The organism is Alicyclobacillus kakegawensis NBRC 103104, assembly GCF_001552655.1.
Lineage (GTDB): Bacteria > Bacillota > Bacilli > Alicyclobacillales > Alicyclobacillaceae > Alicyclobacillus_G > Alicyclobacillus_G kakegawensis.
This window is the reverse complement of sequence record NZ_BCRP01000017.1, coordinates 1-20,973: the sequence shown is the minus strand read 5'-3', so window position 1 is coordinate 20,973 and position 20,973 is coordinate 1. Positions and strand designations below refer to the sequence as shown.

At 60.8% G+C, this 20,973-nt stretch carries 27 protein-coding genes; 25 read left to right on the top strand and 2 right to left on the bottom strand.

Annotated features, from left to right (window positions below; translation table 11 throughout):
- The first annotated feature begins 21 nt into the window (after positions 1–21).
- The 15 genes from AK2_RS12365 to salA all read left to right on the top strand — a co-directional run bounded on the left by AK2_RS12365 (position 22) and on the right by salA (position 8,913).
- Entirely contained in the window at positions 22–672 is a 651-nt protein-coding gene (locus AK2_RS12365) for an adenylate kinase (RefSeq protein WP_067934861.1), read from the top strand.
- Between the two features lie 14 nt (positions 673–686).
- On the top strand, positions 687–1,016 hold the full coding sequence (locus tag AK2_RS12360) for a KOW domain-containing RNA-binding protein (RefSeq protein WP_067934858.1): 330 nt from the start codon (positions 687–689) through the stop codon (positions 1,014–1,016).
- Complete coding sequence (infA, locus tag AK2_RS12355; RefSeq protein ID WP_026962555.1) at positions 1,003–1,221, top strand: translation initiation factor IF-1; 219 nt, start codon at positions 1,003–1,005, stop codon at positions 1,219–1,221. Before AK2_RS12360 ends, infA begins: the two co-directional genes overlap by 14 nt.
- Positions 1,222–1,359: 138 nt before the next feature.
- A complete protein-coding gene (gene rpmJ / locus AK2_RS12350) occupies positions 1,360–1,473 on the top strand; it encodes a 50S ribosomal protein L36 (RefSeq protein WP_007505902.1) in 114 nt (37 codons plus the stop codon).
- 153 nt (positions 1,474–1,626) lie between these two features.
- A complete protein-coding gene (rpsM, locus tag AK2_RS12345; RefSeq protein ID WP_067934855.1) occupies positions 1,627–1,995 on the top strand; it encodes a 30S ribosomal protein S13 in 369 nt (122 codons plus the stop codon).
- 19 nt (positions 1,996–2,014) lie between these two features.
- Entirely contained in the window at positions 2,015–2,425 is a 411-nt protein-coding gene (gene rpsK, locus AK2_RS12340; RefSeq protein WP_067934852.1) for a 30S ribosomal protein S11, read from the top strand.
- A 111-nt stretch (positions 2,426–2,536) separates the two neighbouring features.
- Positions 2,537–3,166 carry a 30S ribosomal protein S4 gene (gene rpsD / locus AK2_RS12335; protein WP_067934850.1) on the top strand — a complete coding sequence of 210 codons (630 nt, stop codon included), beginning with the start codon at positions 2,537–2,539 and terminating at the stop codon, positions 3,164–3,166.
- Between the two features lie 51 nt (positions 3,167–3,217).
- Positions 3,218–4,156 (top strand): DNA-directed RNA polymerase subunit alpha, encoded by a 939-nt coding sequence (locus tag AK2_RS12330; RefSeq protein WP_067934847.1) that lies wholly within the window; start codon positions 3,218–3,220, stop codon positions 4,154–4,156.
- 55 nt (positions 4,157–4,211) lie between these two features.
- The gene (gene rplQ / locus AK2_RS12325; RefSeq protein ID WP_067934845.1) at positions 4,212–4,571 is read left to right on the top strand and encodes a 50S ribosomal protein L17; all 360 of its coding nucleotides are present in this window, start codon (positions 4,212–4,214) and stop codon (positions 4,569–4,571) included.
- A 44-nt stretch (positions 4,572–4,615) separates the two neighbouring features.
- A complete protein-coding gene (truA, locus tag AK2_RS12320; protein ID WP_067934952.1) occupies positions 4,616–5,377 on the top strand; it encodes a tRNA pseudouridine(38-40) synthase TruA in 762 nt (253 codons plus the stop codon).
- A gap of 166 nt (positions 5,378–5,543) precedes the next feature.
- Positions 5,544–5,984, top strand: a complete 441-nt coding sequence (gene rplM / locus AK2_RS12315) for a 50S ribosomal protein L13 (RefSeq protein WP_067934843.1) — start codon at positions 5,544–5,546, stop codon at positions 5,982–5,984.
- A 22-nt stretch (positions 5,985–6,006) separates the two neighbouring features.
- On the top strand, positions 6,007–6,399 hold the full coding sequence (rpsI, locus tag AK2_RS12310) for a 30S ribosomal protein S9 (RefSeq protein ID WP_067934841.1): 393 nt from the start codon (positions 6,007–6,009) through the stop codon (positions 6,397–6,399).
- A gap of 182 nt (positions 6,400–6,581) precedes the next feature.
- A complete protein-coding gene (locus AK2_RS12305; RefSeq protein ID WP_245632901.1) occupies positions 6,582–7,310 on the top strand; it encodes an N-acetylmuramoyl-L-alanine amidase in 729 nt (242 codons plus the stop codon).
- A 19-nt stretch (positions 7,311–7,329) separates the two neighbouring features.
- Positions 7,330–7,785: a hypothetical protein gene (locus AK2_RS12300; RefSeq protein ID WP_067934836.1), complete on the top strand. Its 456-nt coding sequence runs from the start codon at positions 7,330–7,332 to the stop codon at positions 7,783–7,785.
- Between the two features lie 42 nt (positions 7,786–7,827).
- On the top strand, positions 7,828–8,913 hold the full coding sequence (gene salA, locus AK2_RS12295) for an iron-sulfur carrier protein/transcriptional regulator SalA (RefSeq protein ID WP_067934834.1): 1,086 nt from the start codon (positions 7,828–7,830) through the stop codon (positions 8,911–8,913).
- Positions 8,914–9,009: 96 nt separating this feature from the next.
- Here the strand turns inward: salA and gerD are convergent, their stop codons facing one another.
- Entirely contained in the window at positions 9,010–9,690 is a 681-nt protein-coding gene (gene gerD, locus AK2_RS12290; RefSeq protein WP_067934831.1) for a spore germination lipoprotein GerD, read from the bottom strand.
- 165 nt (positions 9,691–9,855) lie between these two features.
- On the opposite strand from gerD, the gene AK2_RS12285 reads away from it, so the two are divergent.
- Positions 9,856–10,518: a KinB-signaling pathway activation protein gene (locus AK2_RS12285; RefSeq protein ID WP_067934828.1), complete on the top strand. Its 663-nt coding sequence runs from the start codon at positions 9,856–9,858 to the stop codon at positions 10,516–10,518.
- Positions 10,519–10,563: 45 nt separating this feature from the next.
- On the opposite strand, the gene pdaB is transcribed toward AK2_RS12285, so the two are convergent.
- On the bottom strand, positions 10,564–11,244 hold the full coding sequence (gene pdaB, locus AK2_RS12280; RefSeq protein ID WP_083521168.1) for a polysaccharide deacetylase family sporulation protein PdaB: 681 nt from the start codon (positions 11,242–11,244) through the stop codon (positions 10,564–10,566).
- Between the two features lie 119 nt (positions 11,245–11,363).
- On the opposite strand from pdaB, the gene AK2_RS12275 reads away from it, so the two are divergent.
- From AK2_RS12275 to AK2_RS12235, 9 genes are all read left to right on the top strand, one after another.
- Positions 11,364–11,990 (top strand): stage II sporulation protein M, encoded by a 627-nt coding sequence (locus tag AK2_RS12275; protein WP_067934825.1) that lies wholly within the window; start codon positions 11,364–11,366, stop codon positions 11,988–11,990.
- 158 nt (positions 11,991–12,148) lie between these two features.
- Complete coding sequence (locus AK2_RS12270; RefSeq protein ID WP_067934823.1) at positions 12,149–12,823, top strand: SGNH/GDSL hydrolase family protein; 675 nt, start codon at positions 12,149–12,151, stop codon at positions 12,821–12,823.
- A 107-nt stretch (positions 12,824–12,930) separates the two neighbouring features.
- A complete protein-coding gene (gene cdaA / locus AK2_RS12265; RefSeq protein ID WP_067934820.1) occupies positions 12,931–13,749 on the top strand; it encodes a diadenylate cyclase CdaA in 819 nt (272 codons plus the stop codon).
- Positions 13,749–14,939: a CdaR family protein gene (locus AK2_RS12260; RefSeq protein ID WP_067934818.1), complete on the top strand. Its 1,191-nt coding sequence runs from the start codon at positions 13,749–13,751 to the stop codon at positions 14,937–14,939. The genes cdaA and AK2_RS12260 overlap by 1 nt, the downstream gene beginning before the upstream one ends.
- Before the next feature lie 155 nt (positions 14,940–15,094).
- A complete protein-coding gene (gene glmM / locus AK2_RS12255; protein ID WP_067934817.1) occupies positions 15,095–16,435 on the top strand; it encodes a phosphoglucosamine mutase in 1,341 nt (446 codons plus the stop codon).
- A gap of 293 nt (positions 16,436–16,728) precedes the next feature.
- Complete coding sequence (locus AK2_RS12250) at positions 16,729–17,061, top strand: hypothetical protein (RefSeq protein ID WP_067934816.1); 333 nt, start codon at positions 16,729–16,731, stop codon at positions 17,059–17,061.
- Between the two features lie 8 nt (positions 17,062–17,069).
- Entirely contained in the window at positions 17,070–18,899 is a 1,830-nt protein-coding gene (glmS, locus tag AK2_RS12245) for a glutamine--fructose-6-phosphate transaminase (isomerizing) (protein WP_067934815.1), read from the top strand.
- Between the two features lie 557 nt (positions 18,900–19,456).
- A complete protein-coding gene (locus AK2_RS12240) occupies positions 19,457–19,777 on the top strand; it encodes a PadR family transcriptional regulator (protein WP_067934814.1) in 321 nt (106 codons plus the stop codon).
- A complete protein-coding gene (locus AK2_RS12235) occupies positions 19,777–20,640 on the top strand; it encodes a hypothetical protein (RefSeq protein WP_067934811.1) in 864 nt (287 codons plus the stop codon). Before AK2_RS12240 ends, AK2_RS12235 begins: the two co-directional genes overlap by 1 nt.
- Positions 20,641–20,973: the final 333 nt, after the last annotated feature.

The window sequence follows — 20,973 nt, the reverse complement described above, 5'->3', positions numbered from 1 at the left end:
ATTCTGGGAGGAGAGACGGGGATGCAAATCGTCTTGCTGGGAATGCCCGGGGCGGGAAAGGGCACCCAGGCTGCCCGTATTCACGACGACTACGGCCTGGTGCACATCTCGACCGGCGACATGTTTCGCGCCGCGGCCGCGATGGGAACGCCCTTGGGCGACAAGGTCAAAGGGTACCTCGATAGTGGGAAGTTGGTTCCTGACGATGTTACGATTGAGGTGGTGCGCGAGCGGCTGCGCCAACCTGACGCCGAACGGGGATTTTTGCTGGACGGGTTTCCACGTACGCTGCCGCAGGCGGAGGCGCTGGACGCGATGCTCGAAGACATCGGCCTGGGGTTGAGCGCGGCGTTGTACATCCACGTGCCGCAGGAGGTCTTGCTGTCCCGCATGACCGGCCGCCGCATCTGCCGCGAGTGCGGCGCCACGTATCATGTGGTGTTCCAGCCACCCCGCCAGGAGGGCATCTGTGACCGCTGTGGAGGCGAGTTGTATCAGCGCAGTGATGACACGGAGGAGGCCGTCAAGACCCGCCTGCAGCAGTATGCGCACACCGCGCCCCTGGTCGAATATTATCGGAAGCGGGGACTGCTGCGACAGGTGGACGGGCAACGCCCGATTGATGAAGTGTATGCCGAGGTGCGTAGCATCCTGAACGAGCTCGGCGCTTGAGGTGAGACACGACATTGAGGCAGCCTGAGTTGCCTGAAATCGGCCGCATTGTAGAGGTGGCGAAAGGCCGCGACAGCGGCTTGTTCGCCATCGTCATCGGGCACGTCGGAGACCGCTTTGTCCTCATCTCCGACGGCCGTATGCGCAAGGCGGATAAACCCAAAAAGAAGAATGTCCTGCACCTGAGACGAACGCCATACGTGGCGGAAGAAGTACGGACCGCGATGCTGAACCAAGGGCGCGTGACCAACGCCCAACTGCGCCATGCCTTGCGCGTGGCGCTGCCGGAGTTGCTGACAATGCATGGAGATGAGGAAGGAGGCGCAGCGGATGGCGAAGGATGATGTGATTGAAGTCGAGGGCACGGTGATAGAGCCCCTGCCGAACGCCATGTTTCGCGTGGAGTTGGAGAACGGGCACAAGATTCTCGCCCACGTCTCAGGCAAGATACGCATGCATTACATCAAAATCTTGCCTGGAGACCGGGTGACAGTGGAACTGTCGCCGTACGACCTGACCCGTGGTAGAATTACCTACCGGTACAAGTAACTGATGCTGGAGATTTTACGGGATTTCCGGTATCATGGAGTGGTTGAAAGTGGACCCTGGTCCACAACCGCCTCCCGGAGTCCCACACGGCCCCGGAACGGCGGACAGGCCGGGACCGGGATGGAGGAGGGATCTGTCGTGAAGGTTCGCCCATCGGTCAAACCGATCTGCGAGAAATGCAAGGTGATTCGGCGTAAGGGCACCGTCATGGTGATCTGCGAAAACCCGAAGCACAAGCAGCGTCAAGGCTGAGGCGCCCGGTGGGCGCATACGGTTTGTAGGTCTACGGACTGTCGGATTCATCGCGGTGCAGCGCGGCTGCCTGAGGGGACAAGTGTGTCCACTTGGGGCTGTCATCGTGTGGATATAGATGTAACAGCACACAAGTTGGAGGTGGAAGGCCGAATGGCTCGTATTGCAGGCGTGGACTTGCCTCGCGACAAACGAGTGGAGATCGGTTTGACCTATATTTACGGCATTGGCCGTACCACGGCGAACAAGATTCTCCAGGAGACTGGCATCAACCCGGACACGCGCGTGCGCGACCTGACGGAGGACGAGGTCGTCCGTCTGCGCGACACGATTGACCGCAATTACAAGGTGGAGGGCGATCTCCGGCGCGAGGTGGCGCTCAACATCAAGCGGTTGATTGAGATTGGTTCCTATCGGGGTCTCCGGCACAGAAGGGGCCTGCCGGTGCGCGGACAGCGGACCAAGACGAACGCGCGCACACGCAAAGGGCCTCGCCGTACGGTGGCAGGCAAGAAGAAGTAATCTGTGAGGGGGTAAGACGATGCCGAAAGGGAATCAACGCCGGACGTCGGGCAGTGTCCGCACGAAGCGGCGGGATCGGAAGAATGTGGAATTCGGGGTCGCGCACATCAAGTCGACCTTCAACAATACGATTGTCTCCATCACCGACCAGAGCGGCAACGTGATCTCCTGGTCGTCGGCCGGCAATGTGGGCTTCAAAGGCTCGCGGAAGAGCACGCCCTTCGCTGCCCAGATGGCGGCAGAAGCGGCCGCTCGCACCGCGATGGAGCACGGCATGAAGCAGGTGGAAGTGGCGGTGAAAGGTCCGGGCGCGGGCCGGGAGGCGGCGATTCGTTCGCTGCAGGCTGCCGGCCTGGAGGTCACGGGCATCCGCGACGTCACGCCGATTCCGCACAACGGCTGCCGCCCGCCCAAGCGCCGGCGCGTCTGACGCGTGGGCTACGGATGGTGGCGCATGTCGCCAAGTGGTTGCAGGCTGAGGAGCAAATGAGAAGCTACGGCTATAACGGGTATAGATGAAAGTGGAGGTGTCAAGACTAGAATGGCAAGATATACCGGACCGGTCTGCCGGCTGTGCCGCCGTGAAGGTGTGAAATTGTACCTGAAGGGCGAGCGCTGCCTGGGACCAAAGTGTGCGATTGACCGCCGTGCGACTGCGCCGGGCCAGCACGGCCAGGGGCGGCGGCGCAACCCGTCCGAGTACGGGCTGCAGCTGCGTGAAAAGCAAAAGGCGCGGCGGTTCTACGGCGTATTGGAGAAGCAGTTTGAACGTTACTACGAGGATGCGGCGCGTCGGCCCGGCATCACCGGCGAGACCCTGTTGCAGACGCTGGAGAGCCGTTTGGACAACGTGGTCTATCGTCTCGGCTTTGCGGCCTCGCGTCCGGAGGCGCGCCAATTGGTGCGTCACGGCCACTTCGAGGTGAACGGACGACGTGTGAACATCCCGTCTTTCTTGGTGAAGGCTGGCGACGTCATCACCATCCGTGAGAAGAGCCGTTCCCTCGCTCGCTTCAAGGAGCTGTTGGAGGCGGCTGAGTCCCAGACCGTCGGCCCTTGGCTGGAGCGCGACCTGGCCAACTGCAGCGGCAAGGTCCTGCGTCTGCCCGCGCGCGAGGAGATTGATGCGCCGGTCGCCGAGCAGATGATTGTCGAGTTCTACTCGCGGTGATGGGCTTGACCGGGGCGGTGAGGCTGCCAGGCAAAGCGAGGGGGGTTACGGATGATCGAAATGGAGAAGCCGAACATTGAGGTTGTGGAGAGTTCCAATGGGTACGGCAAGTTTGTCGTCGAACCGTTGGAGCGGGGATACGGTACGACTCTGGGCAACTCGCTGCGCCGCATCCTGTTGTCTTCCATTCCTGGCGCCGCTGTGCGTTCGGTGAAGATTGAAGGGGTATTGCACGAGTTTTCGACCATCCCCGGTGTGGTGGAAGACACCACAGAGATCATCCTGAATCTCAAGCGGCTCTCGCTGAAGATACATTCCGACGAGGAAAAAGGGCTGGTGATTGACGCCGAAGGCCCCGGCGAGATCAAGGCGGGAGACATCCGCGGGGATTCCGACGTGGAAATTATCAACCCCGACCTGCATGTCGCCACCTTGACGGAGGGGGCGCACCTGTATGCCGAACTGCGAGCCGGGCGCGGCCGGGGCTATGTGCCGGCCGACCGGAACAAGGAAGAACAGCAGGAGATCGGCGTCATTCCGATTGACTCCATCTACTCGCCGATCACGCGGGTCAACTTCACGGTGGAGAACACCCGTGTCGGACAAGTCACCGACTACGATAAACTCACCCTCGAAGTCTGGACGGATGGCAGCGTAGCACCGGAAGAAGCGGTGAGTATCGGGGCGAAAATCCTGACCGACCACCTGGCCCTGTTTGTCGGGTTGACAGACAAAGCGCGCGATACCGACCTCATGACGGAGACTGAAGACGCGCCGGCCGACAAGTCTCTAGATGTCCCGATTGAGGAGCTGGACCTGTCGGTGCGTTCCTACAACTGCCTGAAGCGCGCCGGCATCAATACGGTCGGGGAATTGTGCGCGAAGACCGAGGACGAGATGATGAAGGTCCGTAACCTGGGACGCAAGTCATTGGAAGAAGTGATTGAGAAACTGGCGGCGATGGGGCTGAGCCTGCGCCAGGAGGACTGAGGCGCCGCAGTCCCCACGCCGTGGCAACGATATCTGGTATGAGGAGGCGAACACGGTGGGGTATCGCAAATTGGGACGGCCCAGCGGTGCGCGCAAGGCGCTCTTGCGCAGCCTGGTCACGGATCTGTTGATGTACGGACGCATTGAAACGACGGAGGCCAAAGCGAAGGAGATCCGTCGCCTGGTGGACAAGATGATCACGCTTGGCAAGCGTGGGGATCTGCACGCGCGCCGTCAAGTGGCTGCGTTTGTGCGCCGCGAGCGGGCCGAGAACGAGGAGCGCGATGTCATCCAGAAGCTGTTCGATGAGATTGCGCCTCGTTTTGCGGAGCGCAATGGCGGCTACACGCGCATCGTGAAGATTGGACCGCGCCGCGGCGACGCTGCACCGATGGTCTACATCGAGTTGGTGTGACGGAGGGTTATGCGGTCTGCCGATGAGCCTGGGCGGGGATGCCGATGGCCAAGATTCGCATGGTAATCGCTTATGACGGAACGGACTTCCACGGGTTCGCCAGGCAGCGAAACCTAAGGACGGTGCAGGGTACGCTGGAGGCGGCGCTGCAGCGGGTCTTGGGGCGACCCGTGGAAGTCTTTGGTTCTGGGCGGACGGACGCGGGTGTGCACGCGCGCGGTCAGGTGGTTCACTTCACGCAATCCTATGGTCCCCCTGCAGAACGGTATCCGCGGGTGCTGGGGCGGCTTTTGCCCAGGGACTTGATGGTGGTGGCCGCCGATTCGGTACCGGAGGAGTTTCACGCGCGCTTTTCGGCCACCGGCAAGGTCTATCGCTACACGCTGCAACGGGCGGACGAGGAGGACATCTTCACGCGCCGATACGCATGGCACGTGCCTGGGCGGTTGCACGAGGCGGCGATGCGAGAGGCGGCTCAGCACCTCCTGGGCGAGCACGATTTCACCAGTTTTTGCGCCGCAGCCACGCCTATCGAGGACAAACGACGGACCATCCGCGCCATTGATTTTGTCGAGCGTGGGACTTACCTCGATATCTACTGCTCCGGCAACGGCTTCCTGCAGTACATGGTGCGCATCATCGTGGGCACGCTGGTGGATGTGGGTCAAGGACGGCTGAGCCCGCAGGACATCCCGTTCATCCTGGCGGCGCGAGACCGGCAGCGCGCGGGGCAGACAGCGCCTCCCCACGGCCTGACCCTGTGGCAGGTCGAATACGCTCTTGACGCACGCCCGAAATTATCATAAAATGTAGTTTAGTGTCTCTTACCCACTGCCCCCCGTTACAGTGAGGAAAGATGAATCGGTTGTCTACCATCGCACACACGATGGGCACGCGGTTATGGTTTGCGCGAGGAGATGATCCGCTGCGTCCAGCGGCGCGGCGGTTGCGACGCAATCGGGAGGGACTGGCATGCGAACGACGTACATGGCGAAGCCGAACGCCGTGGAGCGTAAGTGGTACGTGATTGACGCTACTGGCTGGCGCGTGGGGCGTTTGGCTACGGAGATCGCGCGAATTCTGCGCGGCAAACATAAACCGGAGTTCACGCCGCACGTGGACACCGGTGACTTTGTGATTGTCACCAACGTGGAGAAGGTTGTCTTGACCGGCGACAAGTGGCAACAGAAGTTGTATCGCCGTCACTCTGGGTATCCCGGAGGGCTAAAGGAGACCCGCGCCATCGATATGCTGCACACGCATCCCGAGCGCATCCTGGAGAGCGCGGTGCGCGGAATGCTACCGCACAATTCCTTGGGCCGGAAGCAGTTTACCAAGCTGAAGCTGTATGTGGGACCGGATCACCCGCATCAGGCGCAGCAGCCCATTCCCTGGGAGCCTGCGGGCAAATAACGACGGAGGAGGACTCTGATTTATGGCACAAGTCCAGTATCTCGGCACGGGCCGGCGCAAGCACTCGGTGGCGCGCGTGCGTCTTCTTCCGGGTGATGGTAAGTTTGTGGTCAATCACCGTGACATGAACGAATACTTCCCGTTGGAGACGCTGCGGCTGATCGTGAAGCAGCCGCTGTTGTTGACCGATACACTCGGCCGCTACGATGTCTACGTGAACGTCTACGGCGGCGGCATTTCGGGTCAGGCGGGCGCGGTCCGCCACGGCATTGCCCGCGCCTTGTTGCAGGTGAATCCGGATCTGCGGCCGACACTGAAGAAGGCCGGGCTGCTGACCCGCGATGCGCGCATGAAGGAACGGAAGAAATACGGCCTGAAGGCGGCCCGGCGCGCGCCTCAGTTCTCGAAGCGCTAGGCCAGCTTTCACACTGGATATTCACCCCCCTGCTTGGCCGTCACTCCGGCAGGCAGGGCGCAGGGCACCCCGTGAGCGGGTGCCTTTTTTCATGAATTGGGCTTGGGCCAGGTTGCATACACTGTACGGGACGAGTACTGAGTCCGGGCGCGAGGCGCCCGCAGGGGGAGGTCGGCGTGAAGATGAGAGCCACTCGCCGCTGGCGGCTGAGTTGCGCGGCCGCCGCTTGCAGCTTCACGCTGTTGGCCGCATTCTCCCATCCAGTTGCGGCGGCGTCTGATCCCGAACCCAACCTGGTCGGGCGCGTCATCGTGCTCGACGCAGGTCACGGAGGTCCGGATGGCGGTGCCCGAGCGGCCAATGGCGTATGGGAAAAGACCATTACTCTGGCCATCGCCAAACGCACAGCGGCATGGTTGGAGCAAGCCGGCGCCCGCGTCTACCTCACCCGCACGGAGGACACCGACTTGGCCACAGACGAAGACAGGGCGGCCCGGCGCAGGCATCAAGGAGACCTACGCGAACGGGTCCGGTTCATCCGTCGTCATCACCCGGATGTGTGCCTAGTCATCCACTGCGACGCTGTCCCGTCGTCCAAGTGGTCGGGGGCCACCACCCTGTATCACCGCGGCAACGAGGATGGGGAGCGTCTGGCTGCGGTGATGCAGGACACGTTCCGAGAGGCACTCCTGCCCACCAAGCGCGATCCGAAGGCCAACGATACCCTGTACATCCTCCGCCGGGTACCCGGAGCTACGGCGCTGGCCGAGGTAGGCTTCCTTTCCCATCCATACGAAGCGAGCCAACTGCAGACACCGGCTTACCAGGAGCGGGTGGCGTTGGCGCTGTACCTGTCTGTCGTCCGTTACTTGGGTGGGGAAGGCAGTCCGCCGGAAACGCCTGACGATTGAGGCCTGGGAGGGATACGGGTTGACGCGTGGGCGCATGCTGGGGGCTGCCTGCCTGTTGGCGCTCGCCGTCTGGCTGTGTCTGTCGATCCTCGCCAGTTGGCGCCGCCAGCCGGTAGAAGCGGTGCAGGGCAAGCCCCAGTCGACCGTTGGCCGGCTCTACGTGACGGACGCGAACTGGCGCGGCCGTCCGGTCTATCGCCTGCAAAACGAGTCTCAGCAAACGCTCCGCCACATTCGCTTGCAAAGCCTGGCTGGCGATTCCTTGCCCATTCTCGCCATCACCGCGCGTGGGCAGGCCGCCCCGCCCCAGTTGACAGATCCTCTCGCCCAACCGCCCTACACGCTGCCACCCGGGGCCTGCGCCTGGTTCGTCGCTCCCAAACCCCCACCGCTCCAAATAGTGCTCTACTGGCAGGGCGCCGACGGGCACATCCGGCATGAATTCGACGCCTTCCCTCTCCCTGGTGTACACTAGGGAGAGGGGAACACATCCCTTTGCCATAAAGGGGGTAGACCAATGGTCGATGCACAGAGCATACGCGACGCGCTCCGGGACGTCGAGGACCCGGAAATCCATAAAAGCATCGTCGAATTGGAGATGGTGCGCCGTATTGACATTCAGGGATCGCATGTCAGTGTGGAGATTGCCTTGACCATCGGCGGATGCCCACTGCAAACCACCATCGAGCAGGCTGTGCGGGAGAAGCTGTTGGCGCTCGAGGGCATCGAGAGTGTCGAGGTGAAGCTCGGCACCATGACCGATGAGGAACGGGCGGCCTTCGCCGCCAAGCTGCGCGGTCCCCAGGCGGGCGAACAGAAGATGCCGGCCTTGCTGAAACCGGATGCCGGGGTGGAGTTCATCGCCGTGGCCTCCGGCAAGGGGGGCGTCGGAAAATCCACTGTCACAGCCAACGTGGCCAGGGCCCTGGCGGCGGCGGGGCTGAAAGTCGGGGTCATCGACGCGGATATCTACGGTTTCAGTCTCCCGCGCATCTTCGGCGTCCAGGGGCAGCGCCCGACCGTCATCGACGACCTGATCATCCCGATAGAGGTGGACGGGGTAAAAATCATGTCCATGGACTTTTTCGTCCCGGCCAACAATCCGGTCGTCTGGCGCGGACCGATGCTAGGGAAGATGCTGCGTAACTTCTTCGCCGAGGTGCACTGGGGCGAGATAGAGGTCATGCTGCTGGACCTGCCGCCCGGCACCGGCGATGTGGCCCTAGACGTGCATCAATTGCTGCCAAAAAGCAAGGAAATTCTGGTCACAACGCCGCAGGCGGACGCGGCAGCGGTCGCCGTGCGGGCCGGTCTGATGGCCGTGCGGACGCAGCATGAGGTCATCGGGATCGTCGAGAACATGGCTTGGTACGAATGCCCTGGCTGCGGTGAGCGGACCTACCTGTTTGGCCGCGGCGGTGGTGAGCAGGTGGCCAGCGAGGTGCGCAGCCAAGTGCTTGCCCAGGTCCCCATCGCGGCGCTGGAGCCGGGCGAGTCGTCGTTGTTTGCGCCCGATAGCCCACAGGGGCGCGCGTATATGGAGTGCGCCCAAAAAATCCTGGCCCGCCTGTCCCTGCGCGGGCGCAATGCCATCGCGCGCTGAACCGAACACACGGCAACAGCTGTGCCGCATCGCAGCACAAGGCCCCGCTCAGAGAGCGGGGTCTTCTCTCTGTAAGGACGCGCTGCCTAGGGGCGATTAGGTCGCGCCTCCCATGCTACCGCCTTGTCCTGCTTGTCCTCCTCCTTGGCTTCCCTGGCCTCCAGCTTGGCCGCCTGATTGACCGCCCTGCTGTTTTCCAGCCTGCTGTATCTGGTCGGCCACGGCCGATTTCAGGGATTGCTCAAACTGCATGCGGAAGCTCGGCGTCTGCAGTGCATCCGACATGATTTTCATGATCTGCCCGCGAAACTGCGGGGTCTGCAGCAGGCTTTGCAGATGGCTGGTGAACTCGGGCGACTTGAGCAGCACCAGCATGTCTTTTTGATACTCCGGATCTTTCATCAGCTGCTTGTTGATGGACACCAATTCCGGCTTAGCGGCCTGGGCGAGCGCCGCAGCAAATTTCGGGTCCTTGGCCTGTTGGGCCAAAAACGACTGATTCTGTTTGGACGCCAGTTGCTTTTCCAGGGCCTGTCGGATATCGGCGTCGGACACCGCCAGCTGTTGTCTGGTCTGTGGGTTCTGCAGGGCCTGAGTGATGGCTTCACGGCCTTCATTGGAGTGCAGGATGTCCACCACCATCTGTTTGGTCGTCCCATAATCTTGACCGCCTCCGCCGCCTCCCGACACCTCCGCCTGGGCGCCCGTGTTCGATCCGCACCCGGCCCCGATGGCGGCCAGCAGGGCGAGTGTTCCGACCATCGCTTTCCGTTTCATAGGCCACACACCCCCTCGCCTCGCGGGCGTCGCACCGCTTCTCGCCGCTAGTATGCCGACGCAAGGTGGCGCTTATTCTTTTGCCAGAGGCGATTGAATCATTGGAATTGATTGTTGAATGCCTGGGGCTTGCGGTATCATGGGGGCAAACGGAGGGACGGACGCATGAGACTCAATCAACTCACCTTTTTGGTGGCCAGCACTGTGCTGGTGGGAGCTGTATTCGGCTTGGTCAGCGCGGTCGCCGGGATGGTGGATGTGGCTTGGTACCGCGGGCTGACCGAAGGCGCTTTCTTGGCGACGACCAGCCTTATGGGATTCTGGGCGTTTCTGACACTCAACTTCGTCGCCCGCATCAGCCTGCCTTGGCGCGTGTGGCGATGGGCGCAGGGTCTCATCCTGCTCTTGGTGGTGTTTGACATGGTGTGGTACCGGTATCGGCTGGAAGTGCTCGCCCATCCACACTTGGCCGCTCCTTACGGGACCTACCTCGCGCAGGCGCTGTGGCCGCTCGCGGTGAGCCTCGCCGGCGGCTGGGCGAAACGACGGTTGTCCGGTCCGGGCAGTTTCCTGCCGACCGTTTTCTACCTATACGTCTTCACGATTGTCGATTGGTTGCTGGTCATCAAGTCCCAGGCTGATGCCGCGATTGTGAATCAAACCGGGATGGTGATGATGGCCTGCAACGTGTACATGATTTTGATCTTCGGCCGGCTCCTGACGCCGGTTCCTCAACGTGAACCCACTCTGGGCCAGTCCCAGGAGCGGAGCCGGGGCGACCGCGCTGGAGTGGATGCGGCGGGTGCGGGGCCTTCCACGCCCAGCTGAGCCCGCATCCCGCCGCATAGCCCCCCTTCTTCGCACCAAGGGGCATCATTCAACTTTCGACTGCACCTTGGCCTGGGCCAGCAGCTCCGATACCGTGACGAACTGGTAGCCTTTGGCTCGCAACCCCGATATAATCTGAGGCAGCGCCTGCACTATCTGTTTGGACGAATCGCTGGCGTGCATCAGGATGATGTCGCCCGGTACCACCCGCGTCAACACTCGCTGGGTAATGGCCTGTGCACCCGGGTTCTTCCAGTCCAACGAATCGGTGTTCCACTGGATGACGGTGTAGCCCATGCTGTTGAGGCACTTGATGACGCGCGGGTTGAAATCCCCGTTCGGGGTGCGGATGAGCCGCGTCTTGACTCCGGTGACTTGGTAAATCGCCTTTTCCGAGAGTGTCACCTGCTGGCGAATCCAGCCGTCCGGGTAGTTGGAAAAGTCCTTGTGGAGGTGGCCGTGGTTGCCAATCTCATAACCCATGTCGTGGATCCGTTTGGCTATCTTTGGGTGCCGTTGGGTCCACGGGCCGCTCAGAAAGAAGGTCGCTTTGTCCACCTTCTCCCGTTGCAGCAGGTCCAGGACGGGTTCGGGGACTTTCTCTCCCCACGAAATGTCGAAGGTCAGCGCCACCACCTTCTGGTTGGTGTCAACTTTGTAAATGGCGCTCGGCTTTTCCGCCGCAAATGCCTTGAATTCTCCCGAGGCCGCGAACAAAACGGCCATGAACAGGGCGATAATACTGCTGATGGCCAGAAATCGTTTGGCGTCGCGCACGCTGTTTTCCCTCCTGTGGACAGGTTCTGGTCTGTGCCCAGTGTATGCGTCGAAAGTGAGGTCCATACATGTTGAAATCCGAGGCGTCTTGGCGCCACAATTCGTTCCCGTGGTTCATCGCATTGGCACTGTTGTTGCTGGTCGTGGGGTATATCAGCGGCATGGTTTGGCCGCACCACTTTCAGGAGGCCTTGGGTCCGGCGATAGACAAATTGAAACGGACGGCCGAAGGGATCTCCTCGACATCGCTGGCTGGGGCCATCTGGACCATCTTCTTCAACAATGCGCTGGCCGCCCTGGAGCTTATCATCCTGGGCGTGTTCCTGGGTGTGTTCCCGGCCTTGATGCTGTGGCTGAACGGGGTGCTGCTCGGCTACGCGACGTCGCTGGCGGTGGCTCAGGCGCACGTGCCGTGGTGGAAGGTGCTGTTGTTCGCGGTGTTGCCGCACGGGGTGTTCGAATTGACCGCCATCGTCTGGGCCGGCGTGCTTGGGTTTCAGCTCGGCTTTACCGCCGTGCACAGCGTGACACGGCGACTCTCGGTCTCACCGCAGACAAGATCGCATTCGTTGTCCCTGCGCCGCGAATGGGCGCGGGTGATTCATCAATTGCCGTGGATCTTGGGGCTGCTGCTTGTCGCCGCCTGCATCGAGGTGGCCGTGACGCCTCGTCTCATCGCCACGGTGCACTTGTAGCCCTGGGTGTCCGAACGCGTGCGGATGGGCATACTAACGCTGGAACCGCCGGTGACGCGACAGGATCGCAATCAAGCTCCGCAAGCGGCCTTGGCCGCCGTCACGTCGCACAACCGGTCGAAATACAGTTGAAGTATGACATACCGGGAGGACAGCCGATGCTGTATGCAGCCCTAGGAGACTCCATCACGTACGGATACTGCGCCAGTTCGGAAAAGGCGCGCTACGTCAACCGCATTCAGGCCGCGTTGTCCAAGCAGGAGCGAGTGAACATGTTTGTCCGGGCCAAACCCGGTTGGACCTCCCGTCAGCTGCTCAAGTCCTTGAAGGATGTGCCGGAGTGCATCTGGGGGGAGGCGCGGCTGGTCACCATTCTGATTGGTGGCAACGACTTTCTCAAAGCCATGCCCTGGCTGCTGGACGGCAACCATGGGCGCCTGTTGCGCGTGGCTGGACAGGTGCAGGATAATTTGACCGAGATTGTGCAGACCGTTCGCTCGCCCGATTCCACCATCCTGATTGGAACGATGTACAATCCGTTTCCCAACTCGCTGGTGGCCAAGGAGTGCATCGACACCTTGAACCAGGTGATTGGTCACGTCGCTACGCGTGAACGCCTCATCCTGGCGGATGTGCGCGGCCGTTACTATGGCAACGAGCACGAGTTCGTGGATTGCTACCGGCGCGGGCAGCTGCGGGATTTTCGCATTCGCAACAACCCGATTCACCCGAACGACAAGGGGCACGCGGCTATCTCAAGCGTGTTCCTCGCGGCTTACCGGCGTTCGCTCGCACAGACCCGCCGCACCACTCGCCGCAGCAAGACCCGCTGAAATGCATTTGCCGCCAAATGCCAGACGTGACTTGACGTGGACAAACGAGTAGGAAACAATGGTTAGGAAGGGAATGGCTCCACTTTTCCGGCGAGTTGGTGGCGAGAATGGCGGCATGGTTGGACATCCTGCGACACTTTGGCATACTCGACGCGCTCGACATTGTGATTGTCGCGTATGTAATCTATCGTCTGCTTATCCTCATTCGCGGCACCCGGGCAGTGCAATTGCTCAAGGGGGTTGTTGTCATCCTGCTGGCCACTGCGGTCAGCAACTTTCTCCACCTTCAGGCGTTGAATTGGTTGTTGAATAAAATCATCACCCTCGGGTTGTTCGCCATTCCGGTGGTGTTTCAGCCAGAGTTGCGGCGGGCTCTGGAACAGCTTGGCCGCGGCGGATTCTTCTGGTTTTCTTTCACGACCACCGACAACGAGGATGTCAAACGAGCCGCCTCGGAGATTGTGAAGGCCAGCCAGGTGCTCTCCAAGACAAAAACCGGCGCCCTGATTGTCATTGAACGCAATACGGGCTTGAGTGAATATATCGAGACGGGGACCCTCGTCGAAGGGAAAGTCAGCACGGAGTTGCTGCTGAACACCTTTATTCCCAACACGCCATTGCACGATGGGGCGGTGGTGGTGCGCGGTGACAAGATGGTCGCCGCTGGCTGCTTTTTGCCGCTCACCGAGAGCCGCGAGTTGGACAGGCAGTTGGGAACCCGCCACCGTGCCGCACTCGGCGTCACGGAACAGTCGGACGCGGTGGCCGTGGTGGTGTCCGAGGAGACAGGGCGCGTATCCCTGGCGGTGGATGGGGTGCTCACTCAGGACCTTGGCGAAACCGCCCTGCGCGAGCTGCTCGACTCGCTGCTCACGCCCAAACGCCCAAACACCTTCAAGTTCCTCAGCCGAAAGGCGGAGTCGTAGTGAACCGGTTTTGGTCCAACAACAACGTTCTGCGCGTCATCGCCCTCGTGCTCAGCTGCATCCTCTGGTTCGCGGTGCAGCCAAGTCCCGACTCCGGGGCTGCCACCGACAACGTCAGCGTCTCCAAGTTCCCCATGGCGGTACACGTGGAGGCCTCGGACGATACAGTCGTCACCGAGGTGCAGCCGTCCACCGCCATCGTGGCTGTGCACGACAGCACCCTCAGCGTCGAGTCGCTGGCCGAGCAGATGCTCGGCGTGCAACTGGTCGCCAATGTCCGCGGCCTCAGGCCTGGGCAGCATCAGGTGCCGTTGACCGTCCAGCACATGCCGCTGGTGCAGTACAGCATCAGCCCCAGCAGCGTGACCGTCGTCATTGCTGACCGAAAGACCACGGAACAATCCGTCCGCGTCATCGTCCGTGGCCAGCCCGCCGCCGGTTACACCGTCGGCGCCCCCGAGTGCGACGTCGCCACCGTCAAGGTGGTCGGCGCCCAGCAGGCGCTGGACAAGGTGGCGTCGGTCGCCGCCTTTGTCTCTGTCCAGGGGGCCACCGACGCTGTCTCCCAGGAGGTGACTCTGGCCGCCGTCGATGGGCGGGGAAATCCGGTTGAGGGGGTCATCGTGGAGCCGTCCACCGCGCACGTGACTGTACCCATTTTAGCTCCGCACAAAAACGTGCCCGTGTCCGTCAGCGCGAGCGGATCTCCCGCCGCCGGCTACGATGTGGTGAGCCTCACGCCGGCCGTGCCGTCGGTCACCCTGTACGGGACCCACCTGCCCACGCGTCTCACGGTGCCGGTGAATGTGTCTGGGCTCAACCACAGCCGCACCGTCTCGGTCAAGGTTCCGCTGCCTGCTGGCGTGAAGCGGGCGACTCCGTCGGTTATTCAGGTCCATGTCCAGGTGGAGCCGAGCGCGGTCCGCTCATTCACGGTTCCGGTTGGCGTGCGCAACGTCCCGGCGGGTGTGAGTGTGAGGGTGGTGTCACCGGACAGCGTGAGGGTGCAGGTGAGCGGCCCGAAATCAAACCTGGCCGATTTGTCGTCCGCCGACATCGCGGCGTATGTGGACGCCAAGGGGCTCAAGGCTGGCAGCGAGAGCGCCGATATCCAGGTGGATGTACCCGATGGAATGCGCGTGGTCCAGATCTCGAAGTCCCAAGCGAAGGTGGAGGTCGGCCCGTCGTAGACGGTTGCCCAGGCGGATGTCCGTGTGGCAAAATGGTTTGGGTTGCTGCGGCTGCCGGCAGCGAGTCCAGGCAGCCGTTTTTCTGTTTGCAACGGCTGGGTTTTTCATGGCGAATCTGTGAGAGGCTTTTTTGGCAGTGGAAAGGAGCGGTGGGATTGTCCCGCTTGTTTGGCACAGACGGGGTGCGTGGCGTGGCCAACCGCGAATTGACACCGGAGCTGGCGTTCCAGCTGGGCCGGGCGGGGGCGCACGTGTTGACGGGCGGCCGCCGCGGGGTGCGCATTGCGGTCGGGAAAGACACCCGCATCTCGGGCGACATGTTGGAGGCTGCGCTCATCAGCGGCATTCTCTCAATCGGAGCGGACGTCTTGCGGCTGGGGGTCATCACGACGCCGGGGGTCGCCTATTTGACCCGCCACCTGGGAGCGCAGGCTGGGGTGATGATCTCGGCCTCGCACAATCCGGTTGAGGATAACGGGATCAAGTTTTTCAGCGACGCTGGCTTCAAGCTGCCCGACGAAGTGGAAGATGAGATTGAGCGGACGATTCGGGACGGAATGGATGCGTTGCCACGGCCTGTCGGCGCCGCGGTTGGCCGCATTCACGATGAACCGGCGAAGGAGACGTACATCGACTTCTTAATCAGGACGGTCCAGCACCGGTTTGACGGCCTGCACGTGGTTCTCGATTGTGCTCACGGCGCCGCCTGTGAGATTGCGCCGGACGTGTTCACGCGCCTGGGAGCGCGCGTGAGCGTGCTCAACAATCGCCCGGACGGCGTGAATATCAATGTCGGGTGCGGATCGACCCATCCGCATGTGGTGCAGAAAGCGGTCCTGGAACTGGGCGCCGACGTGGGATTGACGTTCGACGGGGACGCGGACCGATTGATTGCCGTGGACCACACAGGCGCGGTTGTCGACGGGGATTACGTGATGGCCATCTGCGCGCGGGCGCTCAAGGAGCAGGGACAGCTCAGCCACGACACGGTGGTGGCAACGGTGATGAGCAACCTCGGGTTCCTCAAGGCGATGGAGCGGCTCGGCATCCATGTAGAGCGCACGCAGGTGGGCGACAGGTACGTGATGGAGGCGATGCGCCGCGGGGGGCACACGCTTGGCGGCGAGCAATCGGGCCACATCGTCTTCCTCAACCACACCACGACAGGCGATGGCATCCTAACCGCGCTGCAGTTGGTGGACATCATGGTGGGGAGCGGCCAGCCTCTCGCTGAACTGCGCAAGGTGATGACGCGCTACCCGCAGATTCTGGAGAACGTGCGCGTGCGCGACAAACGGGCATGGTCGGCCAATGAGCGCATCCTTGCGGCGCTCGCCGAGGCGGAGCGGCAGCTGGGCAGCGACGGTCGCGTGCTGGTGCGTGAATCGGGCACGGAGCCGATTGTGCGCGTGATGGCGGAGGGGCCGGAGGAGCAATTGTTGCAGGAGTGCGTCGGCCGCATCGTGCGCGTGGTCCGGGCCGAGCTGGGCGCCTGATGTGTCCATCCGCTGCGCCAAAGCGGGGCCCGAAAGCGGCCGCCCGGGGTGGAATCCACGGGCGGCGGAGGCGGGAACTGTGTCGACAGGCGGCGGATTGCGGCAGGTGATCTGACATGTGTGTGGCAAACGGCGTCTATCCCATTGACTGCATACATTGCTTTCACATATAGTGAGCTTGCGTGGAATCGCGCCACAAGCCGGCCGCCCGTTGAGGTGTCGATCCGCTTGTGTCACGTGGTTTTGCGCCTTGTCAAAACCGGAGAGAGGGGGGATGCCACGGTTGGTCGGGCGTGGGACGGATCGGCCAGCCAAAGAATCAGCTGCAGGGCCGCACTGGAGCGGCCGTTGCGGCAGACAAGGGTCTGCCAGAGACGCGCGGGAGTGAATCTGGGACACTCTCCGGCGAGAAGCGCCTGGACTGGATGGGGACGCGGAGCAACCGGATGCGGCTTGCCAGAGACCAGTGGGCCGGCCGCAGAGGGCACCATCCAGTTGACGCGGTGGAGGTTGGCGAAACATTCGGCGGGTGCCTCCCGGTGTGCGGGCCGCACTGTGACGCGAAGCTCGAAAACCAGCGGGTGACCGCTGCGGACAAGAGCGAGCAGGCCCATGAAGGAGGATAAAATTTCATATGTGTGGAATCGTGGGCTACATCGGGCCACGCGACGTGCAGGGTGTCGTGATGGGCGGGCTGCAGAAGCTGGAGTACCGGGGGTACGACTCGGCCGGCATCGCGGTGTTGGCCGATGGGCGGCTGCAGGTGGCCAAATCGGTCGGCCGGCTAGCCAATCTGGAGGACATCCTGGCGACGGATCCGCTCGTTGGTCACATCGGTATCGGCCACACGCGCTGGGCCACGCACGGGCGGCCGTCCGATGAGAACGCGCACCCGCACCAGGACTGCCACGGCAGGTTCGCGGTCGTGCACAACGGCATTGTCGAGAACTACCTGAGCCTGCGCGAGGAGCTTCTGCAAAAAGGCCACACGTTCCAGTCCGAAACGGACACGGAAGTGGTCGTGCACCTGATTGAAGAGCTGTACGACGGCGATTTGTTCCAGACGATGGTCAAGGTGGCCGGGCGCATCCGCGGCGCGTACGCCCTGGTGGTATTGAGCCGCGAAGACCCTGACACCCTGGTTGCGCTGCGCAAAGCCAGCCCGCTGGTGGTCGGCCTTGGGGAGGGGGAGAACTTCATCGCCTCCGACATTCCGGCCATCCTGGAGTACACCCGCGACGTGTACGTGTTGGACGACGGTGAGATGGCGGTCGTATGCCGCGACAGCGTGGCGTGCTTCACCCTGTCCGGACAGCCGGTCGCCAAGCAGCCGCTGCATGTGACCTGGGACGCCGTCTCCGCGGAGCGCGGGGGCTTCCCGCACTTTATGCTCAAGGAGATTCACGAGCAGCCAAAGGCCATTCGCGACACGCTGGCGGGGCGGATTGCACCCGATGGGGCGCATGTGGACTTGCAGGAGCTGCGGCTCAGTCCGGAGTTCATCCGCGACATGGATAGGGTACACATTGTCGCCTGCGGCACCTCATGGCACGCCGGGTTGGTTGGCAAGGCGTGGATGGAGCAGCTGCTGCGGATTCCGGTGGACGTGGAGATTGCCTCCGAATACCGGTACCGCGATCCGCTCGACACCGAACGCACGCTCATCATCGTGATGAGCCAGTCGGGCGAAACGGCCGACACCCTGGCTGCGCTGCGCGAGGCGAAGGCCCGTGGACGCCGGGTCCTGGCCATCACCAACGTGGTGGGCAGCTCGGTGGCCCGTGAGGCGGACGATGTGCTTATCACCTGGGCGGGACCGGAGATTGCGGTGGCCTCGACCAAAGCGTACACCACCCAGTTGGTGGTTTTGTTCCTGCTGTCGCTCTACTTCGCCCAGGTGCGGGGGGCGCAGAGCGAGGAGACTATCCGCGACGCACTGGCCGGGCTCGACGCTCTCCCGCAAGCGGCTGAGCAGGTGCTCGACGCGGCGCCGCAGGTGGAGCAGTTTGCCCGGCGTTACGCCGAGGCCGAGCACGCGTTTTTCATCGGCCGCGGGCTCGACTACTCGCTGTCGCTGGAGGGCGCGCTGAAGCTGAAGGAAATCTCCTACATTCATGCCGAGGCCTACGCGGCAGGCGAGCTGAAGCACGGGACGCTGGCCCTTATCACCGAAGGTGTGCCGGTCATCGCCATGGCTACACAGGAGCAGCTGTATGACAAGACGTTGAGCAACATCAAGGAGGTCAAGGCCCGCGGCGCGTTTGTGCTCGGGGTGACCTGGGCTGGCAACGAGGACTTGGCCAAGTCGGTGGACGAGGTCCTCCACCTGCCGCGATTGCACCCCCTGTTGGCGCCTATTGTGGCGGTGATTCCGCTGCAGCTCTTGGCCTATTACGCTGCGGTGGCGCGCGGCAACGACGTCGACAAGCCGCGCAACCTGGCGAAGAGCGTGACGGTGGAATAGGGCAGCGGGCCGAGTGCAGTAGTTGTTGTGTTCGCAAAATAATCTCCTTCCCTGCGCCAAATAAGTTGTTCCCTGAGTAGAATTGGTTGTTCCCTACAACACGGGTGAATCTGGGTGGAAAGCCTGGATTCGCCCGTTCTTTTTTGATGCGGGGGAGCGAAAGGCGGGGAAAGGCAGGGCGTAGGTTTGAAGGGAGAAAGGAGCGAAAAAGTCCGATATATCAAGGATTTCTCGACCTTGCCTGAACAAAAATGCGAAAAAATACATGACAAAAAATCTTGTCCCTGTGCCCAAATCCCCGCTCTTGCCCTGCTACACCAGGGAACAAATTGATTTTACGCAAGAACGCAATTTCTGGAAAATAGCGGATAAGATCGGGTGAAAAAAGGCGTGATCCAGAGAAGGATCGAATTTGACGGCAGAAAGTGGGAGAGAGCAGGAAAAGTCGAGAAAAGCCAGGCGGGGCAAGGGATTGATCCATCTTGACAGAGGTGATTGGACGACGTATTATTCAGATCAACTTAGTAAGTTAATCGTAATATATTGGGGGAACGCTCATGAAGCAAAATGATTTAGGACGGTTCTCAGACGCATCTTTTCTTATCCTTTCGAGCTTGGCGACTGGGCCAAAACACGGGTATGCGATGATGGAGGATATTTTGGAGTTCAGCGGTACGCGACTGGAACCAGGAACCCTTTACGGTGCCATCACACGGTTGGAGAGGCACGGTTGGATAGAGGCTCTTCCCTCGGAGGATAGGCGGAGACCATATCGCATCACCGCCGAGGGTGTAATGGTCCTTCGCAAGCAAGTGGCAACATTGGAGCAGGTGGCTTCAGTTGGGAAAAAGCGATTGGCATCGTTGGAGGGATTCTGATGCATTGGTTACTCCGAATTTATCCTCGTACGTGGCGAGAGCGGTACGAAGAAGAAATGTTGGCTTTACTCGAAGAGCATAAGATCACACCCGCTACGGTGCTTGATTTATTGATTGGTGCTTTGGACGCACATTTGAATTATAACGGCGTTACAGAAGGGGTGAGCTATATGGTGAATCGACTTCGCTCTGGGGTTGTGATGATTTTTTGTGCATTCATGTTATTTGGTGTCGGATGGAGTATGCTCCAACGATTTACTGATCCACTAAATAAGTTTAATGCAGTGGCGACGTTTCATCCTGAGTTTAGAGTGCTTTTCGATGCGGATTTTATTGCTGGATGCCTCGCGTTTCTGGCTTTCCTGGTTGGTGGATTACCCGTATTCATTATCTCTCTGAGACGGGCGATCAGACACAAGCAAAAAAATGTATTGATACCCTTTGGAGTGGCATTATCCTGTTTGCTTATAAGCGTACTGGCTACGGCAATTTTGGCGAATTGGCATCATATAGGCTACGCGATGACCCACACTTATGTCTTCTTAGGTGGATATTTCGTTCTAGTTGCTTTTCTGTTGGTCGTTGGTACGGTTGCAGTTTCCCTTATGATCACCAGGACAGACTTCCAGTTCTCAGAACTCAAGTTTGTATTCATACCTGAAATCGTCATCTTGTTCTGCATGGTTGTATCGGTTGTGTTGTCGACCACACTCATCATCACGATTACTGCTTATGCGCCACAATTGTTCAACACCCAGGATGTGGGTAGCCCCATGTTTATCACAGGGATCTTCCTCATGTCTCTCGGAACAATCTTTGGGGCGATGGGCTTTAAGCGAGGGTTGGTTTATCATATTAATTAGCCTTGGCATTACCTCTTCGAGTTGAAATGATCTCGGACTCGACAAATGAGTCCCGTTTAGAGCATTTAGGAAGCCTTACTCACTATCAAAGGAATGTGATAGGTTCAAAAGCGTCAATACGAGTCGATGCGAGGCAATCTTGTCCTGCATTCCCTATGTAGGCTTTTCACAGGTGATAAATGAGATGACGGATGACGATTACAAAAAGGTATTTAGTAAACGTGAGTTCATGACAACACCCGTCGGAATCTCCAAGGGGGAGGGTGTAAAATATTTTGTGTAAACTCCCAATCCCCATATGGGAGTACGAGATTGGGAGGATATGCAAATGGC